Genomic DNA, 21,410 nt, shown 5'->3' on the forward strand with positions numbered 1-21,410 from the left:
CGCCGAACCGCCGCCGAACCACAACCGCCGCACCGGGGGAGTTGGAAGCACCCGTGACCACCTGGACCGACGACCACACCACCGACCGCCCCATCTCGCTCACCGCCCCCAGCGGAATCGACCGCGCCGCGCACCACCGGCTCGACGAGGCCTGGCTCGCGGCGGCCTGGAGCCACCCCTCGACGCGCTGCTTCGTGGTCTCCGGCGGCCAGGTCCTCATCGACGAGACGCCCGACGGGCGCACCGAACTCGTCATGACCCCCTCCTTCGAGGCCCCCCTCACCGAGGCGCACCGCTACTTCCTCGGCATCGACGAGGACGGCGTGAGCTACTTCGCCCTCCAGAAGGACGCGCTGCCCGGCCGCATCGACCAGTCCGCCCGCCCGGCGGGGCTGCGCGAGGCGGGGCTGCTGCTGTCGCCCCGCGACGCGGGCCTGATGGTGCACGCCGTCGGCCTGGAGAACTGGCAGCGCACCCACCGCTTCTGCTCCCGCTGCGGTGAGCGCACCGTCATCGCCGCGGCCGGCCACATCCGCCGCTGCCCCGCCTGCGGCGCCGAGCACTACCCCCGCACCGACCCCGCGGTGATCATGGCCGTCACGGACGGGGACGACCGCATCCTCCTCGGCCGCCAGGTCCACTGGCCCGAGGGCCGCTTCTCGACGCTCGCAGGCTTCGTGGAGCCCGGTGAGTCCATCGAGCAGGCGGTGCGCCGCGAGGTCCACGAGGAGGTCGGCATCGCCGTCGGCCCCGTCGAGTACGTCGCCAGCCAGCCGTGGCCCTTCCCCTCCAGCCTCATGCTGGGCTTCATGGCCCACGCCGTCTCCACCGACATCGACGTCGACGGCGACGAGATCCACGAGGCCCGCTGGTTCTCCCGTGACGAGCTCACCGCCGCCTTCGAGTCCGGCGAGGTGCTGCCGCCCTACGGCATCTCCATCGCGGCCCGCCTGATCGAGCTGTGGTACGGCAAGCCGCTGCCGACCCGCGGCTTCGTCTGAGCACACGGCCGAGGGGTGGCCGTCCCGCACCGGGACGGCCACCCCTCGGCCGTTTCTGGATCGCTGGGCCGCTGGACCGCTTACGCGCCGATCTTCTGCTTCACCTGCGCCAGCGACGGGTTCGTGAGCGTCGTGCCGTCCGGGAACAGCACGGTCGGCACGGTCTGGTTCCCGCCGTTCGCCTTCTCCACGAACGCGGCGGACTCCGGGTCCTGCTCGATGTTGATCTCGGTGTATTCGATGCCCTCGCGGTCCATCTGGCTCTTCAGCCGACGGCAGTAGCCGCACCACGTGGTGCTGTACATCGTCACAGTGCCCGGCATGTCTTTCGCGCTCCTTCGGCGATGGGGATGTCTCGCAGGGAGAGAAACGCCCGGGGGAGCGGCACCATTCCCGGAACGGGAGCGACTCCCCTCGCACCGGTACGACTGTCATACCCCACCTGTGGACAACCGGCGCACCCGTCACCGACGACCTGGCAGCATGGCTGTGTGACAGCAGCAACGCACTCCACCCTCTTCCCGCAGGTACCGGACTCGGCCGACGCGGTGCTCGAAGGGCTCGACCCCGAGCAGCGCGAGGTGGCCACCGCCCTGCGCGGTCCGGTGTGCGTGCTCGCGGGCGCCGGCACGGGAAAGACCCGGGCGATCACCCACCGCATCGCCTACGGGGTGCGGACCGGCGTCCTCCAGCCCTCCAGCGTGCTCGCCGTCACCTTCACCAACCGTGCCGCCGGGGAGATGCGCGGCCGGCTGCGCCAGCTCGGCGCCGCCGGCGTCCAGGCGCGTACGTTCCACTCGGCGGCCCTGCGCCAGCTCCAGTACTTCTGGCCGAAGGCGATCGGTGGCGCCATGCCCCGGCTCGTCGACCGCAAGCTCCAGCTCGTCGCCGACGCGGCGGCCTCCTGCGGCTTCCGGCTCGACCGGGGCGAGCTGCGGGACGTCACCGCCGAGATCGAGTGGTCCAAGGTCACCCAGACCGTCCCCGCCGACTACGTCCTCGCCGCCGTGAAGGCCGGCCGGGAGGCGCCCCGCGACCCGGCCGAGATCGCCCGGGTGTACGCCGCCTACGAGGAGCTCAAGCGGGGGCGCGGCGTCATCGACTTCGAGGACGTGCTGCTGCTGACGGTGGCCGTCCTCCAGGACCGGCCCGACGTCGCGGAACAGGTCCGCGCCCAGTACCAGCACTTCGTGGTCGACGAGTACCAGGACGTCAGCCCCCTCCAGCAGCGCCTGCTGGAGCTGTGGCTCGGCGACCGCGACAACCTGTGCGTGGTCGGTGACGCCAGCCAGACGATCTATTCGTTCACGGGAGCAACCCCCGATCATCTGCTCGACTTCCGTGCCCGTCATCCCGGAGCCACCGTCATCAAGCTGGTCCGTGACTACCGCTCCACCCCGCAGATCGTCCGGCTCGCCAACGGGCTGCTCGCCCAGGCCCGCGGACGGGCGGCCGACCACCGCCTGGAGCTGATCTCCCAGCGCCCGCCGGGCCCCGAACCGGTCTGCACCGAGTACGCCGACGAGCCCGCCGAGGCCGAGGGCGCCGCCCGCCGCATCCGCGAACTGATCGACTCGGGTGTCCCGGCCGCCGAGATCGCGGTCCTCTTCCGCACCAACGCCCAGTCGGAGACCTACGAACAGGCCCTGGCCGACGCCGGGATCCCCTACCAGCTACGGGGCGCTGAACGGTTCTTCGACCGTCCCGAGGTGCGCAGGGCCGGGGTCGCCCTGCGCGGCGCGGCCCGCTTCGGCGGCAACGACTCCCTCCTCGACGACGCCGTCGACCTGCCCTCGCAGGTGCGGGCGGTGCTGTCGGGGGAAGGCTGGACCCCGCATCCGCCGGCCGGTTCGGGCGCCGTCCGGGAACGCTGGGAGTCCCTGGCGGCCCTGGCGAACCTCGCGCAGGACCTCGCCGCCGTCCGGCCCGACGCCACCCTGAGCGACTTCGTCACCGAGCTCGACGAGCGGGCGAGCGCCCAGCACGCGCCGACCGTGCAGGGCGTCACCCTCGCCTCCCTCCACTCGGCCAAGGGCCTGGAGTGGGACGTCGTCTTCCTGGTCGGGGTCGCCGAGGGCATGATCCCGATCACCTACGCAAAGACCGACGAGCAGATCGAGGAGGAGCGCCGCCTCCTCTACGTCGGCGTCACCCGGGCGCGCGAACGCCTGCACCTGTCCTGGGCGCTGTCCCGCTCGCCCGGCGGTCGTCCCGGCCGCCGTCCCAGCCGCTTCCTCGACGGGTTGCGCTCCGGCTCCTCCGCCGCGGGCGTCCGCCCGGCCGCGGGCGGGCCGGGGGGCGTGGAGCGCGGCCGGGCGGCCGGCACGCCCTTCGGCGCCGCCGTCCCGCGGCGGACCCAGCGCACCCCGGCCCGCTGCCGGGTCTGCGGCCGTCCCCTCACCGACGGGGGCGAGATGAAACTCATGCGCTGCGAGGACTGCCCCTCCGACATGGACGAGGGCGTCTACGAGCGGTTGCGCGCCTGGCGCGAGATCCAGGCGCGGCGCAGCGGACAGCCCGCCTTCTGCGTCTTCACCGACAAGACGCTCATGGCCATCGCCGAGTCCGTCCCCGAGGACGAACGCGAACTCGCGCGGATCCCCGGCGTCGGCGCGCGCAAACTCACCCGCTACGGAGCCGATGTCCTGGCCATTTGCGCAGGCCGCAACGTCGACGGGCTTGACGAACCGGGCTGATGCCGACTCGTCGAAAAAATAGTTTGCGCATGCCCCAGCAATCCCCATAGGTTCTTGGGCACGGGACAGCGGCCTTCCAGGAGGCCCTGATTCCGTGTTGTACTTGCATATCCAAGGACTGGCTCACCCCAGTCCCCCGAGACGCCGAGAGGAGGCGAGTCCAGTGATCAGCATCAACACCGGCATCACCGTCAAAACGACCGATCGCTCGGCCGTCTCCCTGCGCATGCTCGGCGTTCCCGGCCTGGGCACCGGTCTGTCCGGCATTCGTGCCGTGCGTCCGGCGTCCTGCCCTGCCCTGACGGACCTCCCTGTCCGTGAGCGCAGCGAGCGACCGACCGAGGCACTGGAAGCAGTAGCGGCGCAGGCCCAGGCCTATGCCTTTGCGGCGACCGGTGCCGGATTCCGGAAGCAGACGACGCAGCACCACCTGATGTGGGCCTTCCGTGGGCCAGAACCCTGGAGTGATCCAGCCTGATCGCCGATCAGGCCGGCGCCTTCAGGGCCGCGGAACCCCATCCGGGATCCGCGGCCCTTCTGTTTTCCCCGAACGGGGCGAGCAGACCGAAGGAGCCTCGGGACAGCAAGAGAACCCGGTACCAAGCCGCCCACCGGCCGACCGGCCGGAACGACCAGACGAGGAAGACCAGCCGTGCAACTCGAAGCGCACGCCCCGTCCGTACCGCCTTCCGACCCGATCCCCAAGTCCGGCCCCACGGAGGACTCCACCTTGAGCCCGCTGACCGCGCTCACCGCGCTCGACGACGCCATCGAGAACCTCGGTGTACCCGTCCCCTGCCGTTCCTACGACCCGGAGGTCTTCTTCGCCGAGTCGCCGGCGGACGTGGAGTACGCCAAGTCCCTCTGCCGCACCTGCCCGCTGATCGAGGCCTGCCTCGCCGGCGCCAAGGAGCGGCGTGAGCCCTGGGGCGTCTGGGGCGGCGAGCTGTTCGTCCAAGGTGTCGTCGTCGCCCGGAAGCGACCGCGTGGCCGCCCGCGCAAGAACCCGGTCACAGCATGAACACCGCCGGAACGATCGATCGCCCCCTCACGCACGACCCCAAGAAGCAGGCCCCGATGAAGCCGTCCACCCACGAACCCGCCGCAGGCTCCGCGCCTGAGGACTTCACCACCAGCGGCGCGAGGGACTCGCGCCAGAACAGGACACGAGAGATGCAACTCATCCCAGAAGCCCTGGCCCGTGCGCATATGCACGACCGCCTGCGCGAGGCGGAGCGGGAACGCCAGGCCGTACGCCTGGCGACCGCCCGCCGGATGCAGCGCCGGGCCGAGCGCGCCTCGATGCGCGCCCGCCGCGCGCTCGCCATGGCGGTCATGCAGTAGCCGGTCGCATCCCACCCGCAGCGGTGGCCTCCCGGCCCAGGGAGGCGGAGCTCTCCCTCGTGGGGGGCCGGTCCGTCCCGGACGGACCGGCCCCCCACGGCGTGTGTCGCGCATCCGGGCAGGGGCCCTGTTCAGCGGGGGACGAGCCGGCCGTCCGCCGCTCCCCTCACGCCTGCGCCACCGTGCCCTCGGGCTCCTCCTCGTCGATGACGAATCCCGGCAGCCACTCCTGCAACTCCTGGCGCAGCCGCACCGTCGCCCCCAGCTGGCACAGCACCCCGATGGTGCTCAGGGTCACCCGGTGGATCAGCAGATACGCCGGGGGCAGGTTGAGCTGCTTGCCGAGCTGGTAGGCGGGGGAGCGGGGGTCGGCGATCCGGGCCGCCTGGCTGCGCATCCACCCCCGGGTGAAGGTGAACGCCTCGACCCGGGCCGGCTCGATGATCGGCAGGAGGTAGTCGAGCACGGCATCGGGGTCCAGCTCTATCGACTCCTTGACGAAGCCCTCCGCGCGGAGCAGCTCGTAGACGGTCTCCGCCTCGCCGTCCAGCGTCATGCGCAGGGACTCGCCGATGGGGGTCGGCAGACCGCCGGGCAGGCGGTCCACGGTGCCGAAGTCCAGGACGCCCAGGCGCCAGTCGTCCTCGCCGTCCGGGCCGCCGGGCAGCAGGCGGAAATTGCCCGGGTGCGGATCGGCGTGCAGCAGGCCGGTACGGGCCGGGCCGGAGAACAGGAAGTGGGCCAGGAGCTGACCGGCCCGGTCCCGCTGCCCCGGAGTGCCGTCGGCGATGATCTCCGACAGCGGGACACCGTCGATCCACTCGGTGATCAGGACCTGCTCGCACTGGTGGACCACGCCCGGGACCACGATGTCCGGGTCGTCCGCGAACTCCTCGGCGTGGGCTTGCTGGGCCTGGGCCTCCAGGGCGTAGTCCAGTTCCTCCGAGACCCGGTCCTTCAGTTCCGTGATCAGCGGCTTGACGTCCAGGCCCGGGACCAGCGGGCCCAGCAGGCGGGCGAAGCGGCTGAGCTGGTTCAGGTCGGACACCAGGGCCTCACCGGCGCCCGGATACTGCACCTTGACCGCCACCTCGCGGCCGTCGCGCCACACGCCCCGGTGCACCTGGCCGATCGAGGCCGCCGCGGCGGGCTTGTCCTCGAACTCCAGGAACAGGTCGTGCCAGTCCTCGCCGAGCCGTTCCGCGAGCACCGCGTGCACGGTTCGCACCGGCATCGGCGGCGCCGCCTCCTGCAGCTTGGTCAATGCCGCCCGGTAGGGGCCGGCGACCTCCTCGGGCAGGGCCGACTCGAAGACGGACAGGGCCTGCCCGAACTTCATCGCCCCGCCCTTGAGCTCGCCGAGCACCTTGAACAGCTGCTCGGCCGTGCGCTGCTGCAGCTGCTGGCCGACGAGCTCGGCGGATTCACCGACGATCCGCTTGCCCAGACCCCAGGTCGCCCGTCCGGCGAAGCCGAGCGGGAGCGCGGCGAGCTTGGCGGTACGGGTGACCGCCTTGCGGGGAAGATCAGACATGCGCCCTCCAAGTCCCAGCCGGCCGGGTCGCCCCTGCCTTACGGCGTACTCGTGCCGACGGCCGTTGCTCCGCCATTGTCTCGCGCCGCTCCCCGTCCTCGGAGGCGTGATTTCCCGCGCATTCCCCCGCACCCCCCTCCACGCCTTTGCCCGAGGCCCCGCACGAGCACTCCGGATGCGGCCACACCGGCCGTGCGTGCCAGTGGAGAGCGGGCAGCGCGACCTCCCAGCGGGCGCCCGCGCTCGACGGCGTCCGGCCGTCCAGGAAGGCGAGCGCGTGGGCGGCGGCGAGACCGGCGACGGTCATGGCCAGCGTGAGGTCGCAGGAACGCACGTGGCGCGGTCTGCCCGAGCGCCACTGGGCAACCAGACGGGGCCAGGTCGCGTCCCGGTCGGTGCGGGCCTCGTGCAGGCAGCCCGCGCAGCCCGTCTCACCGGGCAGGACGAGCGGGCCGACGACACCCGTCGCCTCCACCACCCCGGCGTACAGGTGAGGGGTGCCCGAGGCGACGAGGTCCTCGGGCGGGGCGGGGGCGTGCACGGCGACGTCGTCCCGCGGGGCGAGGACCACCAGGGAGAACCCGGGGTCCCCCTCCTCGGACGGCGCCGCGGCGGGGCCACGGCGCGGCGGGCGGCCGGGGGCGGCGCGCCGCACGGCCCGGCGGGCGGCCTCCTCGCGCCGGTCGCCCACGGCGTCGGCGGGCAGCCCGCCCGGGGCGACGTCCCACGCCTCGACCCGGCCGACGTCACGCACGTCGACCTCACCGACCCCGGCACCCGACAACAGCGAGGCCAGGACCGCGCCCACCCGGCCGGCGCCCCGCACCTGCACGCGCAGGGAGCGCCGGGCGGCCAGGCGCCGCAGCGCGTCACCCGGTTCCGAGGTGGTCAAGGACAGCGAGGCCAGCTCCGGGCGGAGCCGGTCGAGCACGTCCGTCCTCTCGCGCAGGGCGTCGGCGTCCGGGCCGCCGCCGCGGGCGTCGTCGAGCAGGCCGGCCCGCGCCAGCCGCTCCACCAGTCCGTCGACATGGCCGTCGGGCAGGTCCGTCCCACGTGCCTCCTCGCGCAGCAGCGGCAGTCCGCGGGTACCGTCGAGCAGGTCGAGGAAGCTGCCCGTCGCCGTGTCCATCGGGCCGAGGGTCATCGCGTGGGCCGGCGTCATCCCGAACTGCACGGTGTTGAGATCGCGCCAGCCGCGTCGGAACGCCGGCTTCACCATCGGATGCATGACTGACCCCCGTACATCACGTGACTCCCCGTGTGCCGGCTGTGCCGCTGCCGGCCGTGGACGCGGCGGTTTCGCCGGTGACAGCCAGCATGCCCGGACCCGGCGCCGGGCGTCGAAAGTTGTCCACAGGCGACCGCGTTGGTCGGATGGTCGTACCGATTCGCCCGCGGCCCGGTCCGTCCACAGCCCGGTCCGTCCGCGGTGCCGGCCGGTTCGGCCGGGGCCCCGCCGATCGGCCGCACGGGACGGGTGCCGGGCGGGACCGCGCCGCCGAACCGCCCCGGAGCCGGGACTTCCCCGTGCGCAAGGGGTAACGTCGGGACGTGTCCGCCGACCCACTGCACCGCGCCGGAACACCGCAGCGCGGCACGACGCCCCCGCTCCCGGGCGGTTCGAAGGCGAGCGCAATCGAGGTCCGCAGGAGCACCCGTCGACGCAGGACGGTCTCCGCGTACCGCGAGGGCGATCGCACCGTCGTGCTCATCCCCGCCCGGATGTCCGAGGCGGAGGAGCAGCGCTGGGTGAGCGTCATGCTCGACAAACTGGCCGCACAGGAGAGCAAGCGGCTCCTCGGCGACGCCGAGCTGGCCGAGCGCGCCGAGCGGCTGTCGGCCCAGTACCTCGGCGGGCGGGCCCGGCCTCGTTCCGTCCGCTGGGTCGCGAACCAGAGCACCCGGTGGGGGTCGTGCACCCCCGCCGAGGGCAGCATCCGCCTGTCGCACCGCCTGCAGGGCATGCCCGAGTACGTCGTCGACTACGTCCTCCTCCACGAGCTGGCGCACCTGCTCGTACCGGGGCACGGGCCCCGCTTCTGGCGGCTGCTGGACTCCTACCCGCGGACCGAGCGGGCGCGGGGCTACCTGGAGGGCGTGGTCGCCGCCGGCCGGCTGCCGCACGTCCCCGGCGCGCACGGCGAGTAGGCCCCCGGCCCCGGCCGGCGGAACCGGGCGCCGGCGCCGCCCGCGCGCATGCGCGGGCTTCCGCGGCGGGCACACGCGCGGTGACCGGTGCGGCGCCGCCCACGGGCGCGGGCCCCCCGTCACCCGGTCACCGGCCCCGCGCCCTCCCTCCACGCGCGCGTGCGCGGGCTCTCCCGTGACCGACCGGGGACCGGCCGGGGGTTCTGTACCGGATCCGTACCGGCTTCGTCCGGTGTCCGGGATTGCCGTTAGCCTGACGCGACGCACTCGCACTCGGATGGGGGACGGTCGTTACGCATGGCCAGGGAATTCCAACGCGGCCACAAGGCCAGGATCAGTGACCTCACCGCCGGTACGGATCTGTACGTGGGCGTGCAGATCTCCGGCCCCGGACTGACCTTCGACATCAGCTGCTTCGGCCTGGACGCCGACGAACGGCTCTCGGACGACCGGTACTTCGTCTTCTACAACCAGCCGAAGTCCCCCGAGGGGTCCGTGCAGCTCCTGGGCGCGCAGGCGGGCGACACCGAATCCTTCCGGGTCACGCTGGACCGGATCCCGCCGCGGATCCACAAGCTGTCCTTCACGGCGACGATCGACGGCGCCGGGCAGATGTCCCAGATCGCTCCCGGCTGCCTGCGCATCGTCGCGGGCGGGGAGGAGGTGGCCCGGTACCCCTTCGACGGCTCGGAGTTCTCCACCGAGCGGGCCGTGATGCTGGGTGACTTCTACCTGAAGGACGTGTGGCGGTTCGCCGCCGTCGGGCAGGGCTTCGACGGCGGCCTGGAGGCGCTGCTGAAGCACTTCGGCGGCGAGGTGGCCGAGGAGGCCGGGGGAGCCGGGGAGGGGGCCCCCGCCGCACCTCCGTCGCAGCCGGGCGCCGCGCCGGGCTTCGCCCCGCCCCGGCAAGCCCCCGCCCCGCCCGCCTTCGGCACGCCGCCCGCCCCCGCGCAGGCGCCCGTACCGCCGCCCGCCCCCGTGCCGCAGCAACCCCGGCCGCAGCCGGCCGCGCAGGGGCACGCGGCCCCCGCGGGAGCCACCCCGCCGTCGGCCCCCGGCCCCTGGGTGCCCGCCGCGCCGACCGTCGCGGCGGGCGTACCGGCGCCGCCCGCCGGCACCGTTCCCCCTCCCGCCCCGGCACCGCAGGGCGCCCCCTTCACGCCCCCCGGCGGCCCGTTCACGCCGCCCCCGGGCACCCCGGCACCCTCCGGCGGCCCCTTCACCCCTCCGCCCGGCGCTCCCGCCTTCCCCGGCCAGGCCCCGGCCTTCGGGGGCGCCGCGGCGCTCGCGCCCGTCCCCGCGGAGGCCGGCCTGCGCGCCGTCCTGACGAAGTACGCCGAGGCCCCCGTGGGCGACCGCTGGACCGAGCAGAACCCGCAACTGGTCCGGGCGACTCTCACCAAGGGCGCCGACATCCTCGCCAAGCAGGGCAGCATGGTCGCCTACCAGGGCGACGTCGACTTCGCCCACAAGGGATCCGGGCTGCTCGGCAAGTTGACCGGACAGCTCACCGGCCAGGGCATGTCCCTGATGCGGTGCTCCGGTGACGGCGAGGTGTTCCTCGCCGACGAGGCCAGCCGCCTGTTCGTCATCCGGCTCCAGGGCGAGCAGCTCTACACCAGCGCGCGCGGTGTCCTCGCCTTCGACGAGGGGCTGGAGACCGAGGTCCGCCGCATCGAGGGCGCGGGTCTGCCGGGCGGCGGCCTGTTCAGCATGCTCTTCTCCGGCACGGGCGCGGTCGTCGTCAAGACGCGGGGCACCCCCGTGGTGCTGCCGGTCGGCCCGGCGACCTACGCCGACGGCAATGCCGTCATCGCCTGGTCCGCGGGGGCACAGGCCGTGACCACGACGTCGGTGCGGCTGCGCCGTTCCGGGTACGCCCGGCAGTCCTCGGAAGCCGTGAACCTCCAGTTCCGGGGCGCCCCCGGCAATTTCGTCGTCGTCCAGCCCTTCGAGGTGTGAGGCACTCCATGGACCTCCAGACACTCAACGCGCACCGCCCCGCGGCCACCGGCGTCCGGATGAGCGTGCACAGCTCCAAGACCCTCAAGGTCACCATGGTCAGCGGGCAGGACCTGTACGCGAAGGCCGGCTCGATGATCGCCTACGACGGTTACGTCCAGTTCGAGGCCGCCCCGGCCGGCCTGCGCCGCACGGCGGAGGAGATGGTGACCGGCGAGGGCGGCAGGCTGATGCTCTGCCGCGGCGACGGCGACCTGTACCTCGCCGACTACGGCGGTGAGATCCTCGTCGTCCACCTGGACAACGAGGCCCTGTCCGTCAACGGCCCCACCCTGCTGGCCTGCGACACCTCCCTCCAGCTGGCCATCGAACCGGTCAAGGGCCTGGCCAAACTGTCCGGCTCGGGCCTGACCAACCTCGTGGTCCGGGGGACCGGATGGGTGGCCCTGGTCAGCCGGGGCACGCCGATCTCCCTCGACTGCGCCGAACGGGAGACCTACGTCGACCCGGACGCGCTGATCGCCTGGACCGACGGCCTTCAGATGAAGGCCCGGCGCACGATCAAGGCGAGCGCCCTGATCGGCCGGGGGAGCGGCGAGGCGTTCCAGATCGGTTTCAAGGGGGAGGGCTTCGTGGTCGTCCAGCCCAGCGAGGACACCGGCGACCGCTTCAAGATCCGTGGCTGACCGGGGCTGAGGGGAGCACCAGCACACATGCACAGCACACTCTTCGCGCACATCCCGGTGGAGTCCACCGGACGCTACACGCTGCAGAACCCGCAACTGCTCAGGACCGCCGTCGAGCAGGGCGGCACCCCCGTCCTGGCCCGCCAGGGCGCCATGGTCGCCTTCGAGGGGCACATCGAGTTCGACAGCCAGTACCGCAGCCGCAGCTGGCGCAACGTCGAACGCATGACCGGCGAGCAGCTGGAGCTGATGCGCTGCAAGGGCAACGGCGTCGTCTACCTCGCCAACTTCGCCCAGTACCTGCACGTCATGGACGTCGGCCGCGGCATCACCGTCGACTCCTCGGCGGTCCTGGCCCTCGACGGTTCCCTCGACGTCGGGATCGTCGCCGTGGACAGCGCCGTCGAGATCGCCTCCGCGGGCTCGTACAACCTGGAGCTCTCCGGCCCGGGGCAGGTCGTCCTGATGACGTCCGGCGAGCCGCTGGTCCTGGAGGCGACGCCGGAGCGGAACGTCTGCTGCGACGCCGACGCGGTCATCGCCTGGTCGACCTCCCTGCGCACCCAGCTCCAGGCGCCCACCTCCACGTCCGCGGTGTGGCGCCGCCGCGGGTCCACCGGCGAGGGCTGGGAGATGCAGTTCTCCGGCAGCGGGTACGTCCTGGTGCAGCCCAGCGAGCTGCTGCCGCCGCAGCACCTGCGCAGCTCCGGACTGCTCGGCCAGTTCGGCATGGGCTCCGGCGGGCTCGGCGGGAACTCGCTCGGCGGCAGCCGCAGCTGAGCGGCGCGCCCCAAGCACGGGTGAGGGGCGCGCCGCCACGGCGGCACGCCCCTCACCCGTGTGGCTCACCGCCGGTTCAGGAGCCGAGCCGCTCGCGGGTCGCCTCCACCAGCCGTACGACCGACTCGTCGGCCACGTCCGCGACCCGGGCGTACGGGAACCAGCGCAGGTCCAGGGACTCGTCGCTGATCGCCTCGACGGCCCCGTCCGGAGCCAGCGCCGCGTACTGCACGTCCAGGTGCCAGGCGCAGGGCGTGCGATGACGGTCCAGCCGCACCGGGCCGCCGGGCAGCAGGACCAGGCCGGTGATGCCCGACTCCTCGGTCGCCTCCCGCAGGGCGGAAGCGGCCAGAGCCGTGTCACCGGGCTCGCAGTGGCCGCCCATCTGGAGCCACATGCGCAGCTTGCGGTGCAGGGTGAGCAGCACCCGCCCGCGCTCGGGGTCCACGACCAGCGCGCTCGCCGTGATGTGTCCGTCCGCGCAGGACTTCCACATGCCGTCCGGATGGGCCGCCAGGTGGTCCAGGTACGTCTGGCGCAGCTCGGCCTGACCCTCGTACCGGTTCTCGTACCCCTTCAGCACGAGGACCGCGTCGTCGTGCAGGCTCACTCGGCGCCGTCGCCCTTGCCGTCGCCCTCGGCCTCGTCCCCGGACGGCTTCTCCTTCGGACCGGGCTTCTTGCCGGCGGCCTCGCCGAGCATCTTGTCCAGCTCGGAGAAGTCCAGCTGCTCGCGGTGGACGAAACCGTCCGGATCGTCCAGGTCGGTCGCGGTCGGCAGCATGTCCGGGTGGGCCCACAGGCCGTCCCGGCCGTCGACGCCGCGCGCGTCCGTCAGGGACGCCCACAGGCGGGAGGCGTCGCGCAGGCGGCGCGGCCGCAGTTCCAGGCCGATCAGCGTGGCGAACGTCTGCTCGGCCGGGCCGCCCGAGGCACGGCGCCGGCGCAGCGTCTCGCGCAGCGCGTCGGCCGATCCCAGGCGCGGCTTGGCGGCGGCGTGCACCACCGCGTCCACCCAGCCCTCGACGAGCGCCAGCGCCGTCTCCAGACGGGCCAGGGCCGCCTTCTGCTCCGGCGTGTCCTCCGGCTGGAACATGCCCTGCTGGAGGGCTTCCTGCAGCTGCTCGGGGTTCTGCGGGTCGAACTGGCCGACCACGTCCTCCAGCTTGGCCGTGTCGACCTTGATGCCGCGGGCGTAGCCGTCGACGGCGCCGAACAGGTGCGAGCGCAGCCACGGCACGTGCGCGAACAGGCGCTGGTGGGCGGCCTCACGCAGGGCGAGGTACAGCCGCACCTCGTCCCTGGGCACACCCAGGTCCTTGCCGAACGCTTCGATGTTCGCGGGCAGCAGCGCGGCCTTGCCGGCCGGTCCGAGCGGCAGGCCGATGTCGGACGAGCCGACGACCTCGCCGGCGAGCACACCGACGGCCTGCCCGATCTGCGTGCCGAACATGGCGCCGCCCATGGAGCGCATCATGCCGATCAGCGGGCCCGCCATGGCCTGCATCTCCTCCGGCAGGACCTCGCCCATGGCGTTGCCGACGCGCTCGGCGACCGGGTCGACCAGCTCCCGCCAGGCGGGCAGGGTCGCCTCGACCCACTCCGCGCGGCTCCACGCCACCGCGGAGCCCGCGCCGGAGGGCAGGGCGGTCGCGTCGTCCAGCCACAGGTCGGCCAGGCGGACGGCCTCCTGGACGGCGGTGCGCTCGGCCGGGCCGACGCTGGCGTCCTTGGTGCCGTCGGGAGCGCCCTGGGCGACGGTCTGGCGGGCGATCTGCTTGGCCATGTCCCAGTTCACCGGGCCGCCCTCGTAGGAGAGCATCTGGCCCAGCTGCTGGAACGCGGCGCCCAGGTCGGTGGGGTTCAGCGAACCGAACATGGCGGCGAACGGATTGTCCGCACCGGGGCCACCCAGGCCTCCGGCGCCGGGCAGCGACCCGAAACCGAACGGATTGGCCGGTCCCTGCCCACCACCGCTCTGCTGGTCCTTCTTCTTGCCCTCGTCGCCGTCGTCCGGCTCCTCCGGCGGAAGGCCGAATCCGAATGGGGTGTCACTCACGGGGTTCCTCGGCTGGTAGGGCCACCGGTTCTTTCCGGCGGCACGGCTGCCCGACAACACCACCCAGCGTAGACACCCGCGGCGCATCGGGCCTCGGTGCTTGGCCGGCCAGCGGCCTGCGGCAGGATGGATGCCACCTGGTACGTACGCGTCACCCGCGCCCGTACTGAAGACAACCGCTGGAGACGCCCGGTGAGTTCCCCAGATCCGCAGGTTCGCGCAGCGCGAAACCAGTCAACCAGTCCTTCCGGCCCCGGCGCACGCGGACCCGTCGTCGCGGTCACCGGTGCCGCGTCCGGCGTCGGGGCGCTGCTCACCGCGCGGCTCGCGGCATCGTCCGAGGTCAGGAAGGTCATCGCCCTCGACGAGCGGCGCGGCGAGTGCGCGACCGCGCAGTGGCATGTCCTGGACGTACGGGACCCGGCCATCGCGGACAGACTGCGCGGCGCGGACGTGGTCGTGCACCTGGCGCTCGACCTCGACCTGGAGACCGACGCGGCCGCCCGGACGGCCTACAACGTCCGGGGGACGCAGACCGTGCTGACCGCCGCGGCGGCGGCCGGCGTCCACCGGGTCGTGCTGTGCACCTCGGCGATGGTCTACGGCGCGCTGCCCGACAACGAGCTGCCGCTGTCGGAGGACGCCGAGCTGCGCGCCACGGCCGAGGCCACCGGTGTCGGGGACCTGCTGGAGATCGAGCGGCTGGCCCGCCGCGCCCCGCGCGCCCACCCGGGGCTCAACGTCACCGTCGTCCGGCCGGCCATCCTGGTCGGCGGCACGGACACCGCGCTGACCAGGTACTTCGAGTCGCCCCGGCTGCTGGTCGTGGCCGGATCGCGGCCCGCGTGGCAGTTCTGCCACGTCGAGGACCTGTGCAGCGCCCTGGAGTACGCCGTGCTGGAGAAGGTCGAGGGGGAGCTGGCCGTCGGCTGCGACGGCTGGCTGGAGCAGGAGGAGGTCGAGGAGCTCAGCGGCATCCGGCGCATGGAGCTGCCGTCGGCGGTCGCCCTGGGGGCGGCGGCCCGGCTGCACCGGATCGGGCTCACGCCCTCCCCGGCCGGGGACCTGGCGTACACGATGTACCCCTGGGTGGTGAGCGGGAGCCGGCTGCACGACGCCGGGTGGCGGCCCGGGTACACCAACGAGCAGGTGCTCGCCGAGCTGCTGGAGGAGGTCTCCGGACGGCACACGGTGGCCGGGCGGCGCCTGGGCCGCAAGGACGCCACGGCGGCGGGCGCCGCGGGCGCGACGGTGGCGCTGCTGGGCGCGGCGGCGGTGGTGCGGCGGGCGCGGAAGGCGCGGCGGCGCATCTGAGGCGGGGCGCCGCCCTGCCGGGCGCACGGAGGCCCGCCCGGCCGGCGGCGCGCTTTCCCTCCCCCTGCCCGGCCCGGCGTGCTCCCGCAGGCCGCGAAGGCTCCGCGGGAGGTCCTGCGGAAGGCTCCGGCCACGCACGCGCGCATACCGGGCGGCAGCGCTGTTCCGCGTTCCCGCCGCCGTGGGGCACGATGGCCCCATGGCATCCACGAACGACCTCCCCGGCGAGCCGGCCGCGCAGGACCCCGTCAAGCTGATCGGCATCCGCGAGACACCCCTGTCCGTGGACGAGGTCCTCCGGGCCGTCGGGGACGACGCGGCCGGCGGGACCGCGCTGTTCGTGGGCACCGTGCGCAACCACGACGGGGGCGCCGGCGTCGACGCGCTCGGCTACTCCTGCCACCCCAGCGCGGAGGCCGAGATGCGGCGGATCGCCGAGAAGGTCGCCGCCGAGTACCCCGTGCGGGCGCTGGCCGCCGTGCACCGCGTGGGAGAGCTCGGGGTCGGGGACCTCGCCGTCGTCGTCGCCGTCTCCTGCCCCCACCGCGGCGAGGCCTTCGAGGCCTGCCGCAGGCTGATCGACGACCTGAAGCACGAGGTGCCGATCTGGAAGCACCAGAAGTTCTCCGACGGCACCGAGGAGTGGGTGGGCGCCTGCTGATCCGCCCGCGCGGGTCCCCGTCGTACGCCCCTCCCCGCCGGCCCCCGGCGCCACGGATGCCGCGGGGGCCCTTCCCCGGCCCTCCGGTTGCGTAACCGCACCCCGGACGTGAGCGTTGTCACTGCGGATGGTTAATCTGCTGATCAGTCAGTAGCGGATGCTCTTCGGGGTTGGGAGGCCGGCATGGGGGCACTTGCCTGGTTGCTGATTCCGCTTGTGGCTGCGATCGGCGCGGGTCTGTGGGGCAGCTGGGCCAACCGGACCCGGAGGGTACGCGGCGACGGCCCCGAGCTCGACGGGTACGCCCGGTTCTGCGCGGCGATGGAGAAGCCCCGCTCCCGCACCTGAGCGGACCGCCCTGACGGTGCGCCGACAGGAGCGTCCCTTAGTGTCGAGGCATGCCACGCCGCACCGCGACGATGCTCGCCTCCACCCTGATGCTGATCGCGCTCCTGTGCGCGGGAGTGTTCATCCCCGTGCCGTACGCGGAGATGTCACCGGGGCCGACGGTGAACACGCTCGGGGAGCACGACGGCGAGCCGGTGCTGCAGATCTCGGGACGCAGGACCTACCCGGCCGACGGCCACCTCAACATGACCACCGTCAGGGTCACCAGCGCCGACTACCGGATGAACCTCGTCGAGGCCGTCTACGGCTGGCTCGCGCACGACAACAAGGTCGTGCCGCACGACACGCTCTACCCGGACGGCAAGACCGAGGAGGAGTCCTCCCAGGAGAACGCCGAGGAGTTCAGCCAGTCCCAGGAGAGCGCCAAGGTCGCCGCCCTGAAGCAGCTCGACATCCCGGTGAGGACCTGGGTGGTCGTCTCCACCGTCGTCAAGGGGTCCCCGGCGGAGGGCAGGCTGCACGCCGGAGACGTGATCAAGGCCGTCGACGGCACGACGGTGAAGCGGCCCGCGGACGTGGCGAAGCTGGTGACCAGGCACCGGCCCGGTCAGGACGTCGTCTTCACGATCGTGCCCGCCGAGGAGCAGGCCGCCGCCGAGAAGGGCCGCCGCACGGCGACGAGGACCGAGAAGGTCACGATCACCACCGAGGCCTCCGACGACGGCGGCGAGAAGCGCGCCGTCGTCGGCATCTCCGCCGGGACCGACCACACCTTCCCGTTCACCGTCGACATCAAGCTCGCCGACGTCGGCGGCCCGAGCGCCGGCCTGATGTTCGCGCTCGGGATCTACGACAAGCTCACCCCGGGCAGCCTGACCGGCGGCGCATTCGTCGCAGGCACCGGCACCATCGACGACGACGGCAAGGTCGGGCCGATCGGCGGCATCGAGATGAAGATCGTCGGCGCGCGCGGCAAGGGCGCCCGGTACTTCCTGACGCCCGCCGACAACTGCGGGGCCGCCGCGAGCGACACTCCGAAGGGGCTCACCCTCGTCAAGGTGAGCACCATCGACGACGCCCTCGACGCGCTCGCGGACATCCGCACGGGGAAGACCGCCGACCTGCCGCGCTGCACGGCCGGGTAGCGGCAGGCGCTACTCCTCGAAGGTCGCCGCCAGCGCCTGGGCCAGCCCCGGCACCAGGTCGGAGCCGGTGAGGACCTCGGTGGGGGAGTCCTTCTCCCGCAGCCGCAGCGCCGACTCACGGGCGCCGTCGCGCAGCACCGCGACCGTCATGCGGACCTCCTGGCGCTCGGGGTGCTCGGCCACCCACCGCGCCAGCCCCGCCTCGTCCAGGTCCTGGGGGACCTGGGCCTCGGCGGACGGCGGCAGCATCAGGCGCTCCACGGTGAGCGCGCAGCCGGTCACCGCGTCCGGCCAGGCGATGGTGGCGAGGAACTCGTCCAGCGGCCGGTCCGCCGGGATCTCCTCCTGTTCGATCGGGGTGAGGGCCGGGGCGAGACCGGGAGCGGTCTCCTGCTCGTCCCCGGTGAGACCGAGGCGGTCCGCGAGCGAGGGCTGCTCGGCGCGCAGCCGCGCGGTGTCGACGAGGGCGAAGAGGCGGGCGGGCTGGTCCCAGCCGAGGCCGGAGACGTACTCGTCGATCTCGAGCACGGCCCGGGTCAGCGGGCTCGCCGCCATGGGGGTGTTGGACATGGTCACAATCCTGCCTCGTTCCGGCCCGGAACCGGGAACCGAGTAAACGGTGAGTAAGTTGCATAGGTGTGGGCCCACGATCAGGAGGGCGCACGGAAGGCCCGCGAACCCGAGGGCCTGACGGATCAACAGCGAACTTCGAGGTGCGCACCTTGGCTTTCCAGATGCCGGACCGCGGCGGAGGCCCGACAGGGCCGCGGATCAGAGTGGGCCGCCCGTCCCGGCGTGCCCGGACCCTGCTCATGACACTGGGTGTCCTCGCCGTCCTCGGCATGGCGTTCACCATGTTCGCGGGCTTCTGGACGGACTGGCTGTGGTACCGGTCGGTCAGGTACTCGTCGGTGTTCACGACGACCCTGTGGACCAAGATCGGTCTCTTCCTCGTCTTCGGCCTGCTGATGGCGCTCGCCGTCGGATTCAACATCTGGCTGGCCCACCGGCTCCGGCCGCCGCTGAGCGCGATGTCGACGGAGCAGCAGAACCTCGACCGCTACCGCATGGGCATCGCCCCCTTCAAGAAGTGGCTGCTGCTCGGCATCACCGCCCTGGTCGGCCTGATCGCCGGCGCCTCCGCCGCCGGCCAGTGGCGGACCTGGCTGATGTGGGTCAACGGCGTCCCCTTCGGGCAGAAGGACCCCCAGTTCAAGCTGGACGTCTCCTTCTTCGCCTTCGACCTGCCCTGGTACCGGTTCCTGCTCGGCTTCGGCTTCGCCGCCGTGATCCTGTCGGTGATCGCCGCCGCGCTCACCCACTACCTGTACGGCGGGCTGCGCCTGACCAGCCCCGGCGGACGCGCCACCGCCGCGGCCACCGGCCACCTGTCGGTGCTCATCGGCGTCTTCGTCGCCTTCAAGGCGGTCGCGTACTGGCTCGACCGGTACGGGCTCGCGGTCAAGTCCAGCGACTTCAAGGCCACCGACAACTGGACGGGCCTGAGGTACGTCGACGCCAACGCCTACCTGCCCGCCAAGACGATCCTGTTCTGCATCGCCGTGATCTGCGCACTGCTGTTCTTCGCCACCATCTGGCGGCGCACCTGGCAGCTGCCCGTGATCGGCCTCGGCCTGATGGTCCTGTCGGCCATCCTCATCGGCGGCCTGTACCCGGCGATCGTGCAGAAGTTCCAGGTCCAGCCCAACGAGCAGGCCAAGGAAGCCCCGTACGTCGAGAAGAACCTCCAGGCGACGCGTGAGGCGTACGGCATCGACGGCACCCAGGTCACCGAGTACCCGGGCCGGAGCCGGACCGAGGACAAGACCGAGCTGCGCGACGACGCCGACGCCGTGGCGAGCATCCGGATCATGGACCCGAACATCGTCTCGCCGACGTTCCAGCAGCTCCAGCAGATGCGGAACTACTACGCGTTCCCGACCAACCTGGACGTCGACCGGTACTCCAAGGACGGCAAGGAGCAGGACACGGTCATCGGCCTGCGCGAGCTGAACCTGGCCGGCATCCCGAAGAAGAACTGGATCAACAACCACTTCCGCTACACCCACGGCTACGGCGTGGTCGCGGCCAGGGGCACCGAGGTCGACTCCGAGGGCCGCCCGGTGTTCACCGAGTCCGACCTGCCGTCCCAGGGCGAGCTCCCGCGGTACGAGCAGCGGATCTACTACGGCGAGAAGACCACCACGTACTCGATCGTCGGCGGTCCCCAGGAGGAGATCGACTACTCCGACGACAGCGGTGAGAAGCCCACCAGGTACAAGGGCGGCGGCGGGGTCGACCTCTCCGGCCCGGTCAACCGGGCCGCGTACGCGGTGGCGTTCAACGAACCGCAGATCCTGTACTCGGGCGCGATCGGCGACGGCTCGCGCATCCTGTACAACCGCACCCCCAAGGAGCGCGTCGAGGCGGTCGCGCCCTGGCTGACCATCGACGGCGACGCCTACCCGGCGGTGGTGGACGGGAAGATCCAGTGGATCGTCGACGCCTACACGACGACCAACGGCTACCCGTACGCCTCCCGTACGACGCTCGGCGACACCACGGCCGACTCGCTGACCGCGACCAACGACAACCGCGCGGTGGTGGCCCAGCAGAACCAGGTCAACTACATCCGCAACTCGGTGAAGGCGACCGTCGACGCGTACACCGGTGACGTCAAGCTCTACCAGTGGGACACCGAGGACCCCGTCCTGAAGACCTGGATGAAGGCCTTCCCGGACACGGTCCAGCCCAGGAGCGAGATCTCCGACGCCCTGATGGCCCACCTGCGTTACCCGCAGGACCTGTTCAAGGTCCAGCGCGAGCTGCTCACCCGCTACCACGTCAAGGACGCCGACACCTTCCTCAGCGGCAGCGAGGTGTGGCAGGTGCCGGACGACCCGACCAACAGGACGGGCGACGCGGTGCCGCCGTACTACCTCAGCATGAGGATGCCCGACCAGAAGGAACAGGCGTTCTCGCTGACGACGACGTTCACGCCCAACGGGCGGGACAACCTCAGCGCGTTCATGGCGGTCGATGCCGAGGCCGGCACGGAGGGCTACGGCAAGATCAGGATCCTGAAGGTGCCGACGAGCACGACCGTCGACGGACCCAAGCAGGTGCAGAGCCAGTTCAACTCCGAACAGGACATCGCCGAGTCCATCAGGCTGCTCAGAGGCGGTGACTCCGAGGTCGAGTACGGCAACCTGCTGACGGTCCCGCTCGACGGAGGACTGCTGTACGTGGAGCCGGTCTACGTACGCGGCGGCGGCCTCAAGTACCCGCTGCTGCGCAAGGTGCTGGTCACCTACGGGGGCAACACCGCCTTCGAGAACACCCTGGAGGAGGCCCTCGACAAGGTCTTCGGGGCGGAGGGCAGGACCACCGAGCCGCCGGACGAGGGCGGGGACGAGGGCACCACGCCGCCGCCGACCGGTGACCCGACGGTCCAGGAGGCGCTGGACGACGCCCAGAAGGCCTTCGAAGCCGGCCAGGAAGCCCTGAGGAAGAACGACTGGGCGGCGTACGGCGAGGCGCAGAAGGACCTTCAGGAGGCGCTGCGCCGGGCCGAGGAGGCCCAGTCCCGGGCCGGCCGGAACTCCGGTGCGCGGAACGACGGCGGCGGGAACGGCGAGTCCGGTTCCGGTGCCCGGCAGAGCGGCAGCCCCGCAGGCGGCTCGGGCGGCGGGTGATCCGACCCGTCGTCCGCCCCCGCGCCGTGGTACGGTTG

Annotated in this window: 20 protein-coding genes; 14 read left to right on the plus strand and 6 right to left on the minus strand. The window is 72.6% G+C overall.

The window, feature by feature from the left end; genetic code table 11:
• Window positions 1-53: 53 nt before the first annotated feature.
• Window positions 54-1,001 carry an NAD(+) diphosphatase gene (gene nudC / locus ACSU6Z_RS19490; RefSeq protein WP_437047339.1) on the plus strand — a complete coding sequence of 316 codons (948 nt, stop codon included), beginning with the start codon at window positions 54-56 and terminating at the stop codon, window positions 999-1,001.
• Between the two features lie 80 nt (window positions 1,002-1,081).
• On the opposite strand, the gene ACSU6Z_RS19495 is transcribed toward nudC, so the two are convergent.
• Complete coding sequence (locus ACSU6Z_RS19495; RefSeq protein WP_358781053.1) at window positions 1,082-1,324, minus strand: mycoredoxin; 243 nt, start codon at window positions 1,322-1,324, stop codon at window positions 1,082-1,084.
• 168 nt (window positions 1,325-1,492) lie between these two features.
• On the opposite strand from ACSU6Z_RS19495, the gene ACSU6Z_RS19500 reads away from it, so the two are divergent.
• The 4 genes from ACSU6Z_RS19500 (at window position 1,493) to ACSU6Z_RS19515 (ending at window position 5,041) form a co-directional block, all read left to right on the plus strand.
• The gene (locus ACSU6Z_RS19500) at window positions 1,493-3,697 is read left to right on the plus strand and encodes an ATP-dependent DNA helicase UvrD2 (protein WP_437047340.1); all 2,205 of its coding nucleotides are present in this window, start codon (window positions 1,493-1,495) and stop codon (window positions 3,695-3,697) included.
• A 163-nt stretch (window positions 3,698-3,860) separates the two neighbouring features.
• Window positions 3,861-4,175, plus strand: coding sequence for a hypothetical protein (locus tag ACSU6Z_RS19505; RefSeq protein ID WP_437047341.1), 315 nt, complete (start codon window positions 3,861-3,863; stop codon window positions 4,173-4,175).
• 174 nt (window positions 4,176-4,349) lie between these two features.
• Window positions 4,350-4,718 (plus strand): WhiB family transcriptional regulator, encoded by a 369-nt coding sequence (locus ACSU6Z_RS19510; protein ID WP_437047343.1) that lies wholly within the window; start codon window positions 4,350-4,352, stop codon window positions 4,716-4,718.
• Complete coding sequence (locus ACSU6Z_RS19515; protein WP_437047344.1) at window positions 4,715-5,041, plus strand: hypothetical protein; 327 nt, start codon at window positions 4,715-4,717, stop codon at window positions 5,039-5,041. The genes ACSU6Z_RS19510 and ACSU6Z_RS19515 overlap by 4 nt, the downstream gene beginning before the upstream one ends.
• Window positions 5,042-5,207: 166 nt before the next feature.
• Here ACSU6Z_RS19515 and ACSU6Z_RS19520 read toward each other — a convergent pair whose 3' ends face one another.
• On the minus strand, window positions 5,208-6,575 hold the full coding sequence (locus ACSU6Z_RS19520; RefSeq protein ID WP_437047346.1) for an ABC1 kinase family protein: 1,368 nt from the start codon (window positions 6,573-6,575) through the stop codon (window positions 5,208-5,210).
• The gene (locus ACSU6Z_RS19525; RefSeq protein WP_437047347.1) at window positions 6,568-7,803 is read right to left on the minus strand and encodes a TOMM precursor leader peptide-binding protein; all 1,236 of its coding nucleotides are present in this window, start codon (window positions 7,801-7,803) and stop codon (window positions 6,568-6,570) included. Before ACSU6Z_RS19525 ends, ACSU6Z_RS19520 begins: the two co-directional genes overlap by 8 nt.
• Window positions 7,804-8,126: 323 nt before the next feature.
• Here ACSU6Z_RS19525 and ACSU6Z_RS19530 point away from each other — a divergent pair, with 323 nt between their 5' ends.
• The 4 genes from ACSU6Z_RS19530 (at window position 8,127) to ACSU6Z_RS19545 (ending at window position 12,151) form a co-directional block, all read left to right on the plus strand.
• The gene (locus tag ACSU6Z_RS19530; protein ID WP_437047349.1) at window positions 8,127-8,723 is read left to right on the plus strand and encodes a M48 metallopeptidase family protein; all 597 of its coding nucleotides are present in this window, start codon (window positions 8,127-8,129) and stop codon (window positions 8,721-8,723) included.
• Window positions 8,724-9,020: 297 nt separating this feature from the next.
• A complete protein-coding gene (locus ACSU6Z_RS19535) occupies window positions 9,021-10,685 on the plus strand; it encodes a TerD family protein (protein WP_437047350.1) in 1,665 nt (554 codons plus the stop codon).
• Between the two features lie 8 nt (window positions 10,686-10,693).
• Window positions 10,694-11,371 carry an AIM24 family protein gene (locus tag ACSU6Z_RS19540; RefSeq protein ID WP_437047352.1) on the plus strand — a complete coding sequence of 226 codons (678 nt, stop codon included), beginning with the start codon at window positions 10,694-10,696 and terminating at the stop codon, window positions 11,369-11,371.
• Window positions 11,372-11,398: 27 nt separating this feature from the next.
• Window positions 11,399-12,151: an AIM24 family protein gene (locus tag ACSU6Z_RS19545; protein ID WP_437047354.1), complete on the plus strand. Its 753-nt coding sequence runs from the start codon at window positions 11,399-11,401 to the stop codon at window positions 12,149-12,151.
• Window positions 12,152-12,227: 76 nt separating this feature from the next.
• Here the strand turns inward: ACSU6Z_RS19545 and ACSU6Z_RS19550 are convergent, their stop codons facing one another.
• Window positions 12,228-12,761 carry an NUDIX hydrolase gene (locus ACSU6Z_RS19550; RefSeq protein WP_437047356.1) on the minus strand — a complete coding sequence of 178 codons (534 nt, stop codon included), beginning with the start codon at window positions 12,759-12,761 and terminating at the stop codon, window positions 12,228-12,230.
• Window positions 12,758-14,209: a zinc-dependent metalloprotease gene (locus ACSU6Z_RS19555; RefSeq protein ID WP_437047358.1), complete on the minus strand. Its 1,452-nt coding sequence runs from the start codon at window positions 14,207-14,209 to the stop codon at window positions 12,758-12,760. Before ACSU6Z_RS19555 ends, ACSU6Z_RS19550 begins: the two co-directional genes overlap by 4 nt.
• Window positions 14,210-14,401: 192 nt before the next feature.
• Here ACSU6Z_RS19555 and ACSU6Z_RS19560 point away from each other — a divergent pair, with 192 nt between their 5' ends.
• From ACSU6Z_RS19560 to ACSU6Z_RS19575, 4 genes are all read left to right on the plus strand, one after another.
• Window positions 14,402-15,523 (plus strand): SDR family oxidoreductase, encoded by a 1,122-nt coding sequence (locus tag ACSU6Z_RS19560; protein WP_437047360.1) that lies wholly within the window; start codon window positions 14,402-14,404, stop codon window positions 15,521-15,523.
• A 199-nt stretch (window positions 15,524-15,722) separates the two neighbouring features.
• On the plus strand, window positions 15,723-16,184 hold the full coding sequence (locus ACSU6Z_RS19565) for a molybdenum cofactor biosynthesis protein MoaE (RefSeq protein ID WP_437047362.1): 462 nt from the start codon (window positions 15,723-15,725) through the stop codon (window positions 16,182-16,184).
• Window positions 16,185-16,400: 216 nt separating this feature from the next.
• On the plus strand, window positions 16,401-16,532 hold the full coding sequence (locus ACSU6Z_RS19570; protein WP_437050535.1) for a hypothetical protein: 132 nt from the start codon (window positions 16,401-16,403) through the stop codon (window positions 16,530-16,532).
• A 50-nt stretch (window positions 16,533-16,582) separates the two neighbouring features.
• Complete coding sequence (locus ACSU6Z_RS19575) at window positions 16,583-17,677, plus strand: YlbL family protein (RefSeq protein WP_437047364.1); 1,095 nt, start codon at window positions 16,583-16,585, stop codon at window positions 17,675-17,677.
• A 9-nt stretch (window positions 17,678-17,686) separates the two neighbouring features.
• On the opposite strand, the gene ACSU6Z_RS19580 is transcribed toward ACSU6Z_RS19575, so the two are convergent.
• Window positions 17,687-18,247 carry a PPA1309 family protein gene (locus tag ACSU6Z_RS19580; RefSeq protein WP_437047366.1) on the minus strand — a complete coding sequence of 187 codons (561 nt, stop codon included), beginning with the start codon at window positions 18,245-18,247 and terminating at the stop codon, window positions 17,687-17,689.
• A 164-nt stretch (window positions 18,248-18,411) separates the two neighbouring features.
• Between ACSU6Z_RS19580 and ACSU6Z_RS19585 the strand changes: the two genes are divergently transcribed.
• Window positions 18,412-21,372 (plus strand): UPF0182 family membrane protein, encoded by a 2,961-nt coding sequence (locus tag ACSU6Z_RS19585; RefSeq protein ID WP_437050393.1) that lies wholly within the window; start codon window positions 18,412-18,414, stop codon window positions 21,370-21,372.
• Window positions 21,373-21,410: the final 38 nt, after the last annotated feature.

The organism is Streptomyces sp. enrichment culture (assembly GCF_964273145.1).
Taxonomy (GTDB): Bacteria; Actinomycetota; Actinomycetes; order Streptomycetales; family Streptomycetaceae; genus Streptomyces.

What these genes read in the sequence shown, in the direction of transcription:
- ACSU6Z_RS19495 (WP_358781053.1), bottom strand. Translation starts at nt 1,324, where the DNA reads ATGCCGGGCACTGTGACGATGTACAGCACCACGTGGTGCGGCTACTGC.
- ACSU6Z_RS19515 (WP_437047344.1), top strand. Translation starts at nt 4,715, where the DNA reads ATGAACACCGCCGGAACGATCGATCGCCCCCTCACGCACGACCCCAAG.
- ACSU6Z_RS19520 (WP_437047346.1), bottom strand. Translation starts at nt 6,575, where the DNA reads ATGTCTGATCTTCCCCGCAAGGCGGTCACCCGTACCGCCAAGCTCGCC.
- ACSU6Z_RS19525 (WP_437047347.1), bottom strand. Translation starts at nt 7,803, where the DNA reads ATGCATCCGATGGTGAAGCCGGCGTTCCGACGCGGCTGGCGCGATCTC.
- ACSU6Z_RS19535 (WP_437047350.1), top strand. Translation starts at nt 9,021, where the DNA reads ATGGCCAGGGAATTCCAACGCGGCCACAAGGCCAGGATCAGTGACCTC.
- ACSU6Z_RS19540 (WP_437047352.1), top strand. Translation starts at nt 10,694, where the DNA reads ATGGACCTCCAGACACTCAACGCGCACCGCCCCGCGGCCACCGGCGTC.
- ACSU6Z_RS19545 (WP_437047354.1), top strand. Translation starts at nt 11,399, where the DNA reads ATGCACAGCACACTCTTCGCGCACATCCCGGTGGAGTCCACCGGACGC.
- ACSU6Z_RS19565 (WP_437047362.1), top strand. Translation starts at nt 15,723, where the DNA reads ATGGCATCCACGAACGACCTCCCCGGCGAGCCGGCCGCGCAGGACCCC.
- ACSU6Z_RS19575 (WP_437047364.1), top strand. Translation starts at nt 16,583, where the DNA reads ATGCCACGCCGCACCGCGACGATGCTCGCCTCCACCCTGATGCTGATC.
- ACSU6Z_RS19580 (WP_437047366.1), bottom strand. Translation starts at nt 18,247, where the DNA reads ATGTCCAACACCCCCATGGCGGCGAGCCCGCTGACCCGGGCCGTGCTC.
- ACSU6Z_RS19585 (WP_437050393.1), top strand. Translation starts at nt 18,412, where the DNA reads ATGCCGGACCGCGGCGGAGGCCCGACAGGGCCGCGGATCAGAGTGGGC.